Genomic DNA, 15,243 nt, shown 5'->3' on the forward strand with positions numbered 1-15,243 from the left:
AACGCTTAAATCTAGACAACAAGTTTCAAGGACAGCCCCGTAAACGACTGCCCTATTTTTTTACAGCTCGTTCGTTACATCAAATTTGTACCCAAAACACAACTAAAACCATTAACTTAAAGAAATTTCATTGTTTTATTATTCTATAATTACGCCGTAAAACAAGTGATTTTTCGACAACTCCATAGGAGCATAAAATGCGCAGAAGACTTTTGAGCGAAGGTGCCAAGGAACTCTCTTACGAAATCCGCGAGATCGTGAAGAAGGCAAACCAGCTCAAGGCACTCGGCCTCCCCATCCACTGGGAAAACATCGGCGACCCGATTGAAAAGAAGTGCCAGATTCCCGACTGGATCAAGGACATCGTGGTGGACCTCGTCAAGACTAACCGCAGCTACGGCTACTGCCCCTCCAAGGGCATGCTCGAGACCCGCGAATTCCTGGTCAAGGAAAACAACAAGCTCGGCGGCGCCCAGATTAGCGTAGACGACATTCTGTTCTTCAATGGCCTCGGCGACGCAATCGCTACGATTTACGGTCTACTTTCGATGACGACCCGTATTATTGGACCTGCCCCCGCCTATTCGACCCATAGTTCTGCCGAAGCGGCTCACGCCCACACGGCCCCGATTACCTACCGTTTGCAGCCGGAAAACCACTGGTATCCGGATTTGGAAGAGCTCGAAAACAAGGTAAAGTACAACCCGAGCATCGCGGGCATTCTGATCTTGAACCCGGATAATCCGACAGGCATGGTCTATCCGCTTGAAATCCTCCAGAAAATCGTGGACATTGCCAAGCGCTACAACCTGTTCATTATTTGCGACGAAATTTACAACAAGATTACGTACAATGGCGCCCACGCTTACGCGCTCGCCGAATACATCGGCGATGTCCCGGGTATCGCACTCAAGGGCATTTCCAAGGAATACCCGTGGCCGGGCGCTCGCTGCGGCTGGGCCGAATACTACAACCGCGACAAGGACGAACAGTTCGACGCCTTCTGCCGCGCTTTGGATAACGCGAAGATGGTGGAAGTCTGCTCGACCACGCTCCCGCAGATGACGATTCCCCGCGTGCTTGGCGACAAGCGCTTCAAGGAACACCGCGACGCCTTGAACGAAAAGATTGGCCGCAGAAGCGCCATCATCAACGAAATCCTTTCCGACATTCCGGAACTGTATTTCAACCCGACCTACGGCGCATTCTACAACACAATCATCTTCCGCGAAGGCACGCTGAACAGCCACCAGACCTTGAAGATCGACAATCCGATTATCAAGAAAAAGGTGGAAGAATGGTGCAGCAAGACTACGAACCTGGACTATCGCTTTGTGTACTACCTGCTTGGCGCAAAGGGTATCTGCGTTGTGCCAAGTACAAGTTTCTGCACGGATTTGAAGGGATTCCGCGTGACACTCCTGGAAGAAGACGAAGACGAACTGCGCAGCGTGTTCACCACTATCCACGACGCAATCATAGAATACCTGCATAGCTAGTCTACACCTAACGAGGATTAGGAGGACTGTCAAAGACTGAAGGAGAGGGTATGAAAAAATTGTTTTTTCACATCGCTGTTGCAACGGTCCTCCTTGCGACAGGAATTCTTTGTGGTTGCGACAAGAAGTCGCAACAGTACCCCGTGACAGTCACCGTCCTTACTTATAGCGAATACATGGATCCTGAAATGCTTACCGATTTTCAAATGAAAAGCGGTTACAAGCTACAGCTGGTCGAATACGAAGCTCAAGATGAAATGATCGTCAAGTTGCAAGCCGCAATGGAAAAACAATACGACGTGATTATTGCATCGGACGTGATGATCCAGCAAATGATCCACTTGGGACTGATCAAGCCCATCGACATGGACAAAATTCCAAACAAAGTAAACATTGCGGATCAATTCAAGAATCCTGTTTACGACCCGAACAACATGTACACGCTTCCTTACCAATGGGGAACCACCGGGATTCTTTACCGCGACACGACGCTTAATCCAAGCGGTGTAAGCTACAACACTCTTTTCAACCCCATGCAGATCAAAGGCAAGTTCTGCCTGCTTGATGAATCCCGCTCCATGCTTTCTATTGCAATGCAAGCGAAAGGCATAAACGCCAACAGCTTCAGGCCCGAAGACATCGACAAGGCCGTCGAGTGGATCAACGAAATCAAGCGCGACCCGAATTTTGCCGGTTTTGAAGGATCCGTAAGCGCCAAGGACAAGATTCTTGCAAACGAGTACTGGGCAGCTATTGTATTCAACGGCGAAGCCATGGCCGCCATTTCTGAAGACCCGACACTACGCTACGCCATTCCCGTTGAAGGCAGTTTCATGTGGGTAGACGCAATGACTCTCAGCAGTCGCGCGCAGAATGTCGAAGGCGCATATGCCTTCATGAACTACATTCTTGATGCGCAGAACGGGGCGAAGCTGGCAACCACAATCAACTACGCCTCTCCGAACAGCGCATCACTCAAGCTCATTGACGAAAAGTTCAAGAACAATCGGGTAATTAACCCAACCCGCGAAGAAATCGACCGCATGGTTTTCTTACGCTACCCCGGCGACGCAGTCAAGCTTTTTGACGACGCCTGGAAAAACGTCAAGGGAAGATAAGTTCTAAAAAACGAACGCTCCTCAAAAGGAGCGTTTTTTTATTGTTCGTATGCGGGAGCCGCGATTGGCAACGGTGCAAACGGGGGCTCGAGTTCAATGCTAATCGGGCAATGGTCCGAGCCCATTACATCCGGATAAATTTCGGCATTGATAATATTGGGGACAAGGCCTTCATCTACGAAAGCATAGTCGATACGCCAACCCACATTGCGCTTGCGGGCCCCGAAAAGGTTCGACCACCAGGAATAGCGGTCGCGTTCTTCAGGGTGCAACAGACGGAACGAGTCTACAAAGCCGTTTTCGACATACTTGTCCATCCACGCACGTTCAATCGGCAGGAATCCGCTGATGTTTTCGTTTTCCTTGGGGCGAGCGATATCGATTTCCTTATGGCAAGTATTGTAATCGCCGAGCGTTACCACATGCTTTCCGTCGCTAATCCAGCGTTTGCTGTTTTCGAGGAAGGCATCGTAAAAGCGCAGCTTGTAGTCCAGGCGATCATCGCCCTGTCCACCATTCGGGAAATAAATGCTATTGAGAACCCAGTCCGGGAACACGAGCTGGAGCACACGGCCTTCTTCATCGAATTCCTCGATGTCAAAGCCATAGTTTACACGGTCAGGTTCGATTTGGGTATAGATGCCTACACCGCTATACCCCTTCTTGCGACGGCAAGGGTTCCAGTAGGCAAAGTAGCCGTCAGGATTCGCAACCTCTTCGGGAATCTGGTCCACCTCGGCGCGGACTTCTTGCAAGCACAAGATATCCGGCTTTGTTGCTGCAAACCAGTCCGTAAATCCCTTTTTGAGGGCGGAGCGAAGCCCGTTCACGTTCCAGCTATAAATATTCATGTTATACCCAATTCTTAATCCGCGGCAAAAATACATTTTTTTGACAGCACTAGGGAGTAAAGATGATTTTATCCCCCGAAACTCCGACTTTTCTGCCCAAAAACCAATTAAGGAAACAAAAAGTTTACACTCGCCGATTAAAAAAATAAACTTTCTAAAGAAAATAAATGCAAAACGAAATAATAAAATTATATTTAAGGCATGAAATCTACAATCTTGCTATTCTCTGGTTTCGCTATAGCTATTCTCCTTTCCGCCTGTGCCGGTTCAAACTCTGGCGATAATCTGGAAGTTCCGACGAACCTTCCCCCTATCTGCCGCGATATTGACTTTGTTGAGCAACCCGATATGCGAGAAATGTGCGGTGTCCGCACGGTTCACACCCTGGCCTATAAGAACATTCCGCAACAGCGTTACCTGATTAAACCGCAAGAAACTTCAATCGTAAGATCCAGCGGAAAACTCGAGCTCCGTTTCCAGAACTCCCTGCCACTCCTTTTGGAAGGCCCCATTACTGAAGAAATTGAATTTTCCCAACAGAAGCGCCTCGAAAAGATTAAGAATTCCTACGATTATCACGAAATTTACAATAAGGGCGCCCAGCGTATCCGTATTTTCAAGATGGGAATCCCGACCGACAAGGGCAATGTCTACAATTTCTGCTTCCGCGTTCCCGAAAAGAAGGGTAATGCCCGTACTCGTAGTGTCGCCATGGGTAACCATATCGAAACGTTAAGCTGCGAAGACTTCGATAAACTTGTCGCTGAAAACGCGAAGACGAAGTAATTTCAGATTTCGGAGTTCAGATTTCGGAATTGACGCCTACGGCGTATTTCATATCAAAATATTCCTATTTCGTCTAAATAAAATTAGACGATTTTTTTTGATTAAAATCGGATTTCCGAATTCCGAATTCCGAACTACCCAAGTTCTTTTGCTACATTTGTTCCCACGTCATGGCTGAAAGCAGATACATTCATAACGCCCTAAAGCAAGTGCACGTGAATACCTCGTGTACGTCCGTTGTCGGATTTTCGATTTCGGGGCTTGCGACCTATATCCAGCTCCCGGAACTGGATTTTTGTATTGATATGGGCGAATGCCCGCTTTCGGCGACCTCGTTGAATCACGTTTTCTTGACTCATGCCCACGGGGATCACGCCCGTTGCCTGATGCGTCATTACAGTTTGCGCAAGATGATGGGTGTTGAACGCGAAAGCACCTATTACATGCCCGAACGCATTTGCGAAGGAGCCCGTAACTGGATTCATGCCGAGGCCATGTTCGAAGGCGTGCCTGACACCAAGTTCCGTTACCCCGAAATTGTACCCGTCAATAGTGGCGACCTGCTGTTTTTGGAACACCGCAAGGACTTGGCTTTTGAAGCGTTCGAAGTCAGGCATTCCATTTATGCCATGGGCGGAACCCTGTACCATTACAAGAAAAAACTCAAGGATGAATTCTTGGGAAAGACTCCCGACGAAATTATCAAGCTGCGCGAAAGCGGCACCGAAATTACGCGAGAAGTGTATGATCCGCTGGTGAGCTTTATGGGTGACTGCATGGGCGAAAGCCTGCTGGAAAACCAGCGCATATTCCAGTCGAAGGTGCTAATTACGGAATGCACGTTCCTCGCCCCCGAAGACTACGAGATGAGCCACAAGAAAGGCCACACGCACATTAGCCAGATTGCAGATGCGTTGAACCGCATGGGCGACCAGGTGAAATGCGAAAAGATTATCCTTGCGCATTTTTCGATGAAGTATTCCGAAAAATACATTCGCGAAATGATTGCAAAGGAAATCCCGGAGAAATTTTTAGATAGAGTCGTCGCGTTTATTTAGTAGGAAGTAGGAAGTAGGAAGTAGACAGTAGGAAGTTGGAAGTTGGAAGTTGGAAGTTGGGAGTGGTTAGGAGCGTGAGGTTTTAATAAAGAATATGAGCGATATCGAAAACATTGAAGAAGTTGAAAAGGAAGTCGTAATCCCAGAATTTTACCGCGACTTGAAAGAAGATCCGGAATCGAAGGGACTGTGGCATTACGTGTTCCGTACTCACGGCGACCGCAAGCCGATTGCAACGCCTGACGGACTCCCCCACAAGCTGGATTTTAACTGGAAAGACATGTTCCCGAACATGGGCGACCGTGTAGAAGTCGAAATCGGAAGCGGCAAGGGCGGATTCCTTTCGGAATATGCGCCCAAGCACCCCGATACCGTCATTATGGGTAGCGAATGGGATTACACCTGGGCAAAGTTCGCCCAGCGCAAGATGGACAAGGCCGGCGCTCTGGCCAATGCCACCATGCTCCGCGGCGACGTATTCTTCTTTTTGCGAGACTGCGTGAAGGACAATACGGTAGATGCATTCCACATGTATTTCCCGGACCCGTGGCCAAAAGAACGCCACCACAAGAACCGCCTTTTGCGCCCGGACTTTCTGGTTGAAGTCGCCCGCGTATTAAAGCCTGGCAAGCGCATTTTCTACTGGGGTACCGATCACCAGGAATACAACGAAGTCGCGCTTGAAGTTTTCGACAACTTCAAGGGTTGCAAAATTCTGGAACGAAATACCGCAGAACCTACCGAAGGGATTATGACCGGCTTCGAAAAGAAGTACCGCAAGGAAGGTCGCCCCATCTACCGTAGCGTAGTGGAATTCGAAAAATGACACTTAGTGTCAAGCTAAATTGCTAATTTATTTGCCGTATGTTAAAGCACCTGTCGATTAGTGGATTTACTTTGATTGCGAATGCGGAAGTTCCGTTCCGCGATGGTTTTACTGCAATTACCGGCGAAACCGGCGCAGGAAAATCTGTACTCTTGAAGGCTCTTCGCATTGTATGCGGCGACAAGGCGCAATCGACCATGGTTCGTACCGGCGAAGAAAAGGCCGTCGTCGAAGCCACATTCGATATCACTAACGAACCGCAAGTGAAGAAGGTTCTTGAAGAACTGGAACTCGACAGCGACGACGAACTGATTATCCGCCGTGAAATTCAGGAGAACGGCAAGAGCCGCGCCCGCGTGAATGGTGCCGTCGTGGCACTCCCCGATTTGCAACGTCTGGGCGAAGAACTGATCCAGATGCACGGCCAAAGCGAACAGCTCTTACTGCGCGACATCCGCACGCATACGCAGATGCTCGACGACTTTGCCGGAAATGGCGAACTGCTCGCCGAATACTCTAGCGAATGGTCAACCTGGAACAAGATTCAAGACGAAATCCGCGCTACCGAAGAACGCGCGAAGAACTTGGCCGCCCAAAAAGACTTTTTGAAGTTCCAATTTGACGAACTTTCGAAAGCCGCCCTCAAAGAAGGCGAAGAAGAAGCCCTCGAAGAAAAGGTGAACAGCGCAAGCAAGCAGGAAGCCGAAACCCGCTACCTGAACGACATCCAGGGAATGCTGGGTGGCGAAAACGGGCTCTTGGACCAAGTGCAGATTTTGCAGTCCAAGTTGCGTTCACTTGCAGCAAAGCTCCCGGACTACGAAGATTACCTGAAGTCGCTTGACGAAGTGACGGACCCTTACGAAAGCGTTTGCAAGGACTTGCTGAGACTCCGCCCGGCAGCAGCCATGAGCGCCGCCGATATTGACCGCGCGAACGCCCGCATTGCGGCGATTCAGAAACTCAAGCGTAAGTACCGCACCGATGTCGCGGGCCTGATTGCCTTGACTGAACAACGCAAGGAAGAACTTTCGAGCCTCGAGAACTTGGATGCGGACTTGGAAGAACTTTCCAGGCAGTCTAAGAAGGCGTTGGAAGCATTGCAGGCGACCGCCCTCAAGCTCACGAAATCTCGCCAGGAAGCCGCCGCCCGCTACGACAAGGCCGTAAGCGACATCCTGAATACGCTCGGCATGCCGAAGGCAATTTTTGCGACATCGATTACTATGCAGTCCTTGTCGCCGAACGGCGCCGACAAGATTGAATTCACGCTCGCCCCAAACCCCGGCGAAGGATTCAAGAGCCTGCAAAAAGCGGTTTCGGGCGGCGAACTCAGTCGTGTGCTGCTTTCAATCAAGAGCGTGATGGCCGACCTCGACCGCGTACCCCTTTTGATTTTCGACGAAGTGGATTCCGGAATCAGCGGCGAAGTCGGCAACAGCATCGGCGAAGCTTTAAAGAATTTAGGCCAACACCACCAAGTGCTCACGATTACGCACTTGCACCAGGTAGCAAGCCGCGCCAAGAACCAGCTCGCGGTCAGCAAAGAAGAAATCGATGGCCGCACGTATACGCATGTGGTCGAACTGGACCACGAAGGTCGTATCAAGGAACTATCTCGCATGCTAGGTGGCGAATCCGACACGATACGCGAACATGCAAGACAACTTTTAGAAGTTTGACAGAGGCATTAAATGACACAAGAACAGACATCCGATATTAGACTGCGCTCGCGTATTTGGAGCGTTTTAAGGGCTATGGTTTTTATAGCCGTCATTGTCTTTATCTGGATGGGAATGGCAAAAACCGCCACCGCCCTGGTTGCAATCGCCCTGATTATGGGCTGGGTTAATTTGTACCAACTCCGTTCGCAAGAAATCGAAAAGCCCTATTATAGACTTTGGCTGAACGTGATTGACGGATTCCTTTCGTTTGCAGTGATGACCAGCATTTTTGTGCGCGATTTATTGCAAAATGACCAAGCCGAAAAGTTGCTCGCCGTCGGTTGCGTATTCCTGTTGGCCCGTCTTGTCGCGCACACGCTCTTTAGCCTCGGCGTGCTTCGCGAAGGCAAGTCGCTCCCCCGCAAGCGTCGCTGGAGTAAATTGTCAAACATTGCGATTACAGTAACGATGGGCGTGTACTTGTTGAATCTCGAAGATTACCAGCAGATTTGCATGGTGACGTCGATTCTCTTGATTATCGCCTCGACCGTTGCATACGCCTACTGGTATTACCGCGACCCGGCTCACAGAAAGCCGCTTTCGATTGCAAGCCAGCTCACCATGAGCCGCATTGTGCTGACCCCGTTTTTCCTGTGGGTTTTCTTCTACGACAACGACCTGGATTACAGCAATAACAGCCTCGTTTTCAAGAGCCTTTCGCTGGTGATGGTGCTCGGCTTTATGCTGACCGACTTTTTGGACGGTTACCTCGCCCGCAAACTCGGCGAAGTGAGCACTCTCGGCAAGTACCTGGATCCGTTCAGTGACAAAATTTCGAACATGACAATCTTCATGTGCTTTATCGCTACGGGGTATGCCCCGGTGTGGATGGTCGCCCTCATTTACTTCCGCGAATCGAGCGTCGAGACACTCCGTACTCTCGCCGCAAGCGAAGGACTGATTATGCCCGCTCGCCGCAGCGGCAAGTGGAAAACTGCGCTCCAGGGTATCGGAATTGTCGCCATTTTGCTCGGCGCCCTCGACCCCATGGAAACGATTATTCCCAATTATCAAGCATTTTGGGCCATTTTCCCGCAAGCTGTGATGGGCGTCATCACCGCAATTACCATTATTAGCGGTATTGATTATTTCGTCGCCAGCAAGCATATCCTGAAAAAATTCGTGTAAAAAACCCTTGACAAGGCTATAAAAATTTACTATATATGGTGCAACCTCGACGCGGGGTGGAGCAGTTGGTAGCTCGTCGGGCTCATAACCCGAAGGTCGCAGCGTTCAAGTCCTGCCCCCGCTACTAAAAAAGAATCCGATTCTTCAAGAACGGATTCTTTTTTTTTTATTCCTGTCATAATTTTGAAGGCGCATTCTTGCTAAATTTGAGCCGTGGCATTTTACTCTAACGAAATCATTCAGCAACTCAAAGCCCACGCAGACATTGCGTTGGTGATTGAAAACTTTGTACCGCTGAAACGTTCCGGAAATGGCCGCTACTTGGGCGTCTGCCCCTTCCACGATGACAGAAGCCCTTCGATGAATGTAAACCCGAGCCTGGGCATCTATAAATGCTTTGCCTGTGGCGCGGGCGGAGACGTGTTCAAGTTCGTCCAAGAACACGAAAAAATGGATTTTAAGGGGGCCGTGGAATGGGTTGCAAACTTTACCGGTTTTGCACTCCCCCAGCTAGGCGCCCCCGAAGATAGCGAAAAGACCGAAGAACGCGCCATGGTCCGCAGACTGAACGAACTGGCCTGCGAATGGTTTGAACAGCAGCTTGCCCTTTCGCCCAAAGCGCTACAATACCTTTCAAGCCGCCATATTACCGACGAGACCCGCAAGCTGTTCCATATCGGTTACGCCCCGGATGGACGCGAAGGCTTTATCGGCCATGCAGCCAAGAATGGATTTTCGCCACTAGACTGCGTCAAGGCGGGACTTGCCATCCAAAAGGAAAACGGCGGAATCTCGGACAAATTCCGCGACCGACTGATGATCGCCATCCAGAACCTTTCGGGCGTGATTGTCGCCTTCGGTGGCCGTGACCTCTCTGGAAAGAGCCACGCCAAGTACATGAACAGCCCGGAATCGGCGCTGTACCACAAAAGCGACATTCTGTTCGGCCTGCATCAGAGCCGCCAAAGCATCGCGAAAGAAAATGCGGTGATTATCGTAGAAGGCTACTTTGACATGATCAGCCTGTATCAAGGCGGTGTCACAAACGTAGTGGCTGCTTCGGGAACGGCGCTGACCGAAACCCACGCAAGCATTCTTGCCCGATACGCAAATACCGCCTACTTGGTATTCGACGGCGATGCCGCTGGTCAAAAGGCAACCCTCCGAAGTTTGGAAATCGTATTGCCCAAGGGAATTGCGCCCCGCGTGTTTGCACTTTCGCGCCCCGATGGCACTAAAATCGACCCCGACAACTTTGTAAACGAACGCGGGGCAGATGCATTCCGCGCCGCTTTGCGCGAATCCGAAGACTGGCTTTCTTATTTGGCCCGCCAACACGACATGCAAAGCCCTGAAGAGCGCGCCCGTTTTGTGACTTACACCAAGTCACTCGTAAAAAGCATTACCGATCGCGAACTTCAAAACCAGTATGTAAAGCTGATTGCGGAACGATTCAATACAAGCCGCTCCTTGGCCCAAGTGAAAAGTCTGAAGCCGCAAAAAGGCCCCGAAGAACGCCGCCCGATAGCGGCAAACGCAGCCACCCCCGGAGCACCTGAAGTGATTCCGCAATTGGAGCAAGCAGCCTCACTCGATTGGGCTAGCATTCCGCCGATGGAAATCCGATTCGCGAATCTGGTGCTTCGTAACCCGACGCTGATGGACCGCGCGCTGGAATATTTTGACATGGACTGGGCCGCAAGCGGAGTCCGCATGTTTGAATCTCCGGTGGTCGAAGAATTCGTGAATTCGGCAATTGCACTCTACGCCGAGACTGGCGCCGTTTCGCCGCAGTTGATGTACGAAAACGTGTCGCCCACGCTCAGGCTCTTTTTGGAAGGCTTGCCCGAGGAACAATGGAAAACTCCGCAAGAAATCATTGAGTTTTACCAGACGCTGACCGTGTTTTCGACCAAGCTCTGCGACAGACAAAAGCACATGATTCCGCTGACCAGCAACGAAGCGGTCGAAACGCGCATGCAGATGTCCAAGTTTACGCAGGGCATGCAAAAGTTGAACGCCCTGTTCAACGCCGAAAAAATCACCATCGACGCGTTCGCCGACCAAGTGGTCCGCAGCAAGGCGCAACTGATACTGTTCCAGTCGGTGATTCAAGGAGCACCGATGCCTGCGGCTCCGACGCCACCCATTCCAATTTCTACGCCGAGCGTCGCCGCAGCCCCCGCACCAGTCCAAGCCGAGTCCGCGATGCTTGCACAGACAATCCCGGCACCGAGTACTCAACCTGTTGCAAACGCACCGTCACAAGCTCCGGATGAATTCGCCGACGAGCAAATGTCTAGCGACGAACCGCCCGAGGGTTTTGAGCCCCCGCCACCCGAAGACGACGAAGAATACTCTTACGGCAACGACGATTACAGCGAGTCGAACGATTTTGATTACCAATAACCTCGAAAAAAGGCTTAAACGGCAAATTATCGGAAAACCGCACCGGTTTTTGGCGATTGCCCCTCTCGGTTTTGAACAGACTCTTGTTCGCGAATTGCAAGGTTTCGGGCTAGAATTTACCGATGCCCAAGGCGCCCCTGCTATTGCAGGAGACGGCAAGGTTGAATTCACCGCGAAAATCACCGAAGCTTGGAAAGCTGTGGCCTACAGCCGCATTGCAAACCGCGTGCTGATGCACATTGCCGATTTTAAGGCAGAAAACTTCCGTGACCTCGAAAAGAAAGCCGCCGAAATTCCGTGGGAACTTTATTTAGACGAAAGAACGCTCGATAACTCGCTACAGACGAAAGACGAAAGATTACTGAACATACATGTCACCTGCAAGCTTTCGCGACTGTACCATAGCGAAGCCATCGCAGAACGCCTGAACAACGTAATCACGCAATTTCACATGGCCCAAAGCGAAGCGAGCTCAAAGGGCGAAGCCCGACCCCATACCCCACCCCCTCAAAACCTCTACGTCACCCTTATCAATGACCGATGCACCATTTGGCTAGACCTTGCCGGCGAGGAACTTTACAAGCGCGGTCACGAGCGGTTCGTGAACGACGCCCCCCTCAAAGAAACCATAGCCGCAGCGATGCTGTTCGAAGCCTGTTCATTACCATCACCTGCCTGTCCACTTCCTACTGCCTACTGCCTACTTGATTTAATGGCTGGCAGCGGCACGTTCAGCCTCGAAGCTGCCTACATGGCAAACGGACTCATTCCAGGGAAAAGTCGCGATTTCGCACTCAAGCACCAGCCAGCATTCAAACCCGCTACCTGGAACCACATCGTCAAACAAGAGCGTGTCATTCTGAGCGAAACGCCGAACGGCGTGGAGTCGAAGAATCTAATCACGCGCATCCTCACCAGCGACATTTCGCCTAAAGCCGTCAAAATCATCAAGCACAATGTGGAAAGCGGTCCGCTCGCAGACATCGCTCCAAACGACGCCACACCGACAATCACCCCCCAACTTCGCGACTTTTTCAGCTACACCGCAAAAGAAATTGCCGACGCATGTTCCTGCAATTCGAACTCGGGCGAAGCCTCGCCCGTTATCGTGTTGAACCCGCCCTACGGCAAGCGCCTTGATTTTGACGCACCCAAGCTCTATACGCAAATTGGCCGCCGACTCGCCAAACTTTCGCGCGACCTAACGCCCTTCGGCAAGCAACTCACAGTAGCAATCCTTGCTCCCAAAGACGACAACCGCCCAGGCTCCAAATACACTTGCACCGCAAACTTATTGCACGAATGCCCCGCGCTCGCCCCGCAACAAAATCCGATCGCAAAATGCATCGCCACCAGCCACGGCGGTTTCAGCCTGAACGTGTTTATCGCAAAGATTTAAACTTCTGCTTCGGGCAGCACCTTCGTGCGGCGCATAAAGGCAAGCGTTTCTTTTTCACCTTTTTCGGCAAGCATCTTGAGCAAGTAAAGCAACTTGCGGTAAGTTTTTTCGGTCATCTTTTCGCAAGCCGTACTTTTAGTCAAATACAAAAGCGGCGATTCTTGCGTATAGCCCGCCTTGTTGTACGTCTTGGATGCGGCCACACGATCGCAGAACATCTCTTTAATGTAGCGGTCCGGCATATCAATCGGCACAAGCTTCTTGGTCGCCATTTCATAGTCATACCAGAATTCAAAATGATGTTTGTTCCGGCCCTTATGATGCATCCAAGCCAAGCTATAGCCCTTGTCGTTGCGCTCCCCGTTGTTGGGAGACTGGTCACCCATGTAGTACTTGGCTCCCGGAATAAATTCAGTCGGGCTGTACTTCGACAAATCGTGAAACAATCCCTGGAACCCGATTCCAGCCCTAAAGCAAAGCCGAATCACCTCGTTTCGGTGTTTCGTAATCGTTATAAAGTGTTTAAGCGGATGCATTTTCGCTCACATGTTTTTCACAGTCGGACGACTTCGTCGCAAATTTCAGACATTGCCGAACGGTGCGTCACAAAAATCATGGTCTTGTCGGGGTAAGTCGCAAACAGTCTTTCGAACAATTCGCGCTCCGTCGATTCGTCAAGCGAAGAACTCACCTCGTCAAACAACCATACGTTCCCGGGCCGCAAAAGCCCGCGGGCAATTCCGATTCGCTGCGCCTGGCCCTCGCTCAAGCCGCGACCGCGCTCGCCGATTTCTGTATCCAAGCCTTCGGGCAAATCCAGCACAAAGTCGGCGCACGCCGCGTGCAAAGCCTGCATCATTTCTTGTTCGCTCGCATCGGGCTTCGCCAACTGCAAATTTAGGCGAACACTCCCGCTCAGCAAAGTATTGCCCTGCGGTACGTACACAAAATTCGTGCGGGTCTCTTTGCCAATCGCGCACACCTCGGAATTTGAATAAATTAGCATTCGACCGCTATCAGGCCTTACAAAGCCGAGCAGCAACCGGAACAAAGTCGTCTTTCCGGCACCAGTCTTGCCCATAATCGCCGTTTTGGAGCCAGGCTCAAAATCGTGACTGAATCCTTCCAGGACCTCGTGCCTTCCCGCCGCATAGCCAAAATGCAGGTTCTCGAGTCGAACCCCGAGCGAGCCTTCAAGCGCCACAGGCGTTCCGTCCACTTCGGGCTCCTTGGATTTTTCAAGATCTTCCAAGCGGTCTATGCTCGCCGTCGTATGCACCACTTGCGGCACCATGTTCAAAATCGAAAGAATCGGGTGCTGAATCTGGCCCACCAGTTGCAAGAACGAAGTCATCATACCGAAGGTAATCGCTCCATCGCGAAGCCCGAGGCCGCCCCAAATAAAGGCGAGCAAATAACCCAGCCCAAAGGCAGACCCGAGCGCAAAACGGGAAAGCGTGGTAAACCGCGTACGGCGCAACACATCGCTTTCCAAGTGTTGTTGCATGTCGCCCAGGCGGTCCGCAACCCAGCTTTCACTTTCGAGCGAACGCATGAGCACGTTGTGTTCTACACCCTCTTGCACCTGCATCTGGATTTTGGATTCGCGCTCACGAATCGCAAGCGTCATGTTCCTGAGTTTGCGAGACACCAGTTTGCCGAGCACAATCGCCACCGGCGTAAGCAACAGCAACGCCCAAGCGAGCCGCGGGTCAAACCAGCGCATCAAAAGGAATGCGCCCACCAGCTGTAGCGTCGTCACAATCATTTGCGGCAAAGTTTCCATGGTCGTGGTCGACACCGACTCGATATCTTTCGAAAGCCTAGACGCCACATCACCCGAATGCAGTTCTGCCCCCGCGTAAAGCTTGCGCAAGAACAAACCTTCGAACACCTGCAGGCGCAAGCGATTCGACTGACGAACCATCGCCACATTCGTCATATAATAAAACAGGATACGCAAAACAATCGCACCCACGACCGTTGCCACAAGCAGTGCAATCATTTGCACGATGTCATCTTGACTACCCGTGCGAATTGTTTCATCTATAAAACGCTTGCTGAGCCATACCATTAACAGCCCAAGCGAGATTCGCCCCACGCCAAATACAATGCGAAGCGCAATGTTCAGGCGGAATCCATCCGTCCTATTCCATAACCACGAAAGGTATTTCATTCGACTACGTTCACGTTTTGCCACTGCGAAACAATGCCCTTGACATCGTTCAAGGCATCGTCGGCGGCAACGTCGTATTCGCTACAGAGCGCATCGGCAAGCGCCTCGACCGTAAATTCGCCGAGTTCACTCGCGCGTTGCCACAGCCAAGAAGCCGTTTCGTTGAGGCAAAGGAGCTTCCCGAAATCGAGAGCGCCAACGCCTTCGCCCATAATCACCTGTTCACCGCAAACTTCGCGCAGAACAAATCCTTTTTTGATGTGCATGGT

13 protein-coding genes and 1 tRNA gene are annotated in these 15,243 nt (G+C 51.2%); 10 read left to right on the forward strand and 4 right to left on the reverse strand.

What is annotated here, in order from left to right:
- Positions 1 to 197 precede the first annotated feature (197 nt).
- A complete protein-coding gene (locus BUC02_RS10260) occupies positions 198 to 1,499 on the forward strand; it encodes a pyridoxal phosphate-dependent aminotransferase (protein ID WP_073322273.1) in 1,302 nt (433 codons plus the stop codon).
- 50 nt (positions 1,500 to 1,549) lie between these two features.
- Positions 1,550 to 2,617: a polyamine ABC transporter substrate-binding protein gene (locus BUC02_RS10265; protein ID WP_073322275.1), complete on the forward strand. Its 1,068-nt coding sequence runs from the start codon at positions 1,550 to 1,552 to the stop codon at positions 2,615 to 2,617.
- Positions 2,618 to 2,655: 38 nt separating this feature from the next.
- Here BUC02_RS10265 and BUC02_RS10270 read toward each other — a convergent pair whose 3' ends face one another.
- A complete protein-coding gene (locus BUC02_RS10270; protein WP_073322277.1) occupies positions 2,656 to 3,468 on the reverse strand; it encodes an exodeoxyribonuclease III in 813 nt (270 codons plus the stop codon).
- A 201-nt stretch (positions 3,469 to 3,669) separates the two neighbouring features.
- Here BUC02_RS10270 and BUC02_RS10280 point away from each other — a divergent pair, with 201 nt between their 5' ends.
- The 8 genes from BUC02_RS10280 (at position 3,670) to BUC02_RS10315 (ending at position 12,798) form a co-directional block, all read left to right on the forward strand.
- Positions 3,670 to 4,254: a hypothetical protein gene (locus BUC02_RS10280; protein ID WP_073322281.1), complete on the forward strand. Its 585-nt coding sequence runs from the start codon at positions 3,670 to 3,672 to the stop codon at positions 4,252 to 4,254.
- A gap of 170 nt (positions 4,255 to 4,424) precedes the next feature.
- A complete protein-coding gene (locus BUC02_RS10285) occupies positions 4,425 to 5,312 on the forward strand; it encodes an MBL fold metallo-hydrolase (RefSeq protein WP_073322283.1) in 888 nt (295 codons plus the stop codon).
- 94 nt (positions 5,313 to 5,406) lie between these two features.
- Positions 5,407 to 6,138: a tRNA (guanine(46)-N(7))-methyltransferase TrmB gene (locus BUC02_RS10290; protein WP_072799580.1), complete on the forward strand. Its 732-nt coding sequence runs from the start codon at positions 5,407 to 5,409 to the stop codon at positions 6,136 to 6,138.
- Between the two features lie 38 nt (positions 6,139 to 6,176).
- Positions 6,177 to 7,820 carry a DNA repair protein RecN gene (gene recN, locus BUC02_RS10295; protein WP_073322285.1) on the forward strand — a complete coding sequence of 548 codons (1,644 nt, stop codon included), beginning with the start codon at positions 6,177 to 6,179 and terminating at the stop codon, positions 7,818 to 7,820.
- A 75-nt stretch (positions 7,821 to 7,895) separates the two neighbouring features.
- Positions 7,896 to 8,990 (forward strand): CDP-diacylglycerol--glycerol-3-phosphate 3-phosphatidyltransferase, encoded by a 1,095-nt coding sequence (gene pgsA / locus BUC02_RS10300; protein ID WP_234989094.1) that lies wholly within the window; start codon positions 7,896 to 7,898, stop codon positions 8,988 to 8,990.
- A gap of 50 nt (positions 8,991 to 9,040) precedes the next feature.
- A tRNA-Met gene (locus tag BUC02_RS10305) sits at positions 9,041 to 9,114 on the forward strand.
- An 89-nt stretch (positions 9,115 to 9,203) separates the two neighbouring features.
- Positions 9,204 to 11,399 (forward strand): DNA primase, encoded by a 2,196-nt coding sequence (gene dnaG, locus BUC02_RS10310; RefSeq protein ID WP_073322287.1) that lies wholly within the window; start codon positions 9,204 to 9,206, stop codon positions 11,397 to 11,399.
- Positions 11,400 to 11,448: 49 nt separating this feature from the next.
- Positions 11,449 to 12,798 (forward strand): THUMP domain-containing class I SAM-dependent RNA methyltransferase, encoded by a 1,350-nt coding sequence (locus tag BUC02_RS10315; RefSeq protein WP_254794190.1) that lies wholly within the window; start codon positions 11,449 to 11,451, stop codon positions 12,796 to 12,798.
- On the opposite strand, the gene BUC02_RS10320 is transcribed toward BUC02_RS10315, so the two are convergent.
- Genes BUC02_RS10320 through BUC02_RS10330 form a run of 3 tightly spaced genes read right to left on the reverse strand, consistent with a single transcriptional unit; the run spans position 12,795 to position 15,240 of the window.
- On the reverse strand, positions 12,795 to 13,334 hold the full coding sequence (locus BUC02_RS10320; protein ID WP_073322289.1) for a DUF5662 family protein: 540 nt from the start codon (positions 13,332 to 13,334) through the stop codon (positions 12,795 to 12,797). The two genes, BUC02_RS10315 and BUC02_RS10320, sit on opposite strands and share 4 nt — an antisense overlap.
- A 17-nt stretch (positions 13,335 to 13,351) precedes the next feature.
- Positions 13,352 to 14,974 carry an ABC transporter ATP-binding protein gene (locus tag BUC02_RS10325; protein WP_073322291.1) on the reverse strand — a complete coding sequence of 541 codons (1,623 nt, stop codon included), beginning with the start codon at positions 14,972 to 14,974 and terminating at the stop codon, positions 13,352 to 13,354.
- Positions 14,971 to 15,240: a PqqD family protein gene (locus BUC02_RS10330; RefSeq protein ID WP_073322293.1), complete on the reverse strand. Its 270-nt coding sequence runs from the start codon at positions 15,238 to 15,240 to the stop codon at positions 14,971 to 14,973. Before BUC02_RS10330 ends, BUC02_RS10325 begins: the two co-directional genes overlap by 4 nt.
- Positions 15,241 to 15,243: the final 3 nt, after the last annotated feature.

Origin of the sequence: Fibrobacter sp. UWOV1, assembly GCF_900142495.1 — a bacterium.
Lineage (GTDB): Bacteria > Fibrobacterota > Fibrobacteria > Fibrobacterales > Fibrobacteraceae > Fibrobacter.

What these genes read in the sequence shown, in the direction of transcription:
- BUC02_RS10260 (WP_073322273.1), top strand. Translation starts at nt 198, where the DNA reads ATGCGCAGAAGACTTTTGAGCGAAGGTGCCAAGGAACTCTCTTACGAA.
- BUC02_RS10265 (WP_073322275.1), top strand. Translation starts at nt 1,550, where the DNA reads ATGAAAAAATTGTTTTTTCACATCGCTGTTGCAACGGTCCTCCTTGCG.
- BUC02_RS10270 (WP_073322277.1), bottom strand. Translation starts at nt 3,468, where the DNA reads ATGAATATTTATAGCTGGAACGTGAACGGGCTTCGCTCCGCCCTCAAA.
- BUC02_RS10280 (WP_073322281.1), top strand. Translation starts at nt 3,670, where the DNA reads ATGAAATCTACAATCTTGCTATTCTCTGGTTTCGCTATAGCTATTCTC.
- BUC02_RS10285 (WP_073322283.1), top strand. Translation starts at nt 4,425, where the DNA reads ATGGCTGAAAGCAGATACATTCATAACGCCCTAAAGCAAGTGCACGTG.
- BUC02_RS10290 (WP_072799580.1), top strand. Translation starts at nt 5,407, where the DNA reads ATGAGCGATATCGAAAACATTGAAGAAGTTGAAAAGGAAGTCGTAATC.
- recN (WP_073322285.1), top strand. Translation starts at nt 6,177, where the DNA reads ATGTTAAAGCACCTGTCGATTAGTGGATTTACTTTGATTGCGAATGCG.
- pgsA (WP_234989094.1), top strand. Translation starts at nt 7,896, where the DNA reads ATGGTTTTTATAGCCGTCATTGTCTTTATCTGGATGGGAATGGCAAAA.
- BUC02_RS10320 (WP_073322289.1), bottom strand. Translation starts at nt 13,334, where the DNA reads ATGCATCCGCTTAAACACTTTATAACGATTACGAAACACCGAAACGAG.
- BUC02_RS10325 (WP_073322291.1), bottom strand. Translation starts at nt 14,974, where the DNA reads ATGAAATACCTTTCGTGGTTATGGAATAGGACGGATGGATTCCGCCTG.
- BUC02_RS10330 (WP_073322293.1), bottom strand. Translation starts at nt 15,240, where the DNA reads ATGCACATCAAAAAAGGATTTGTTCTGCGCGAAGTTTGCGGTGAACAG.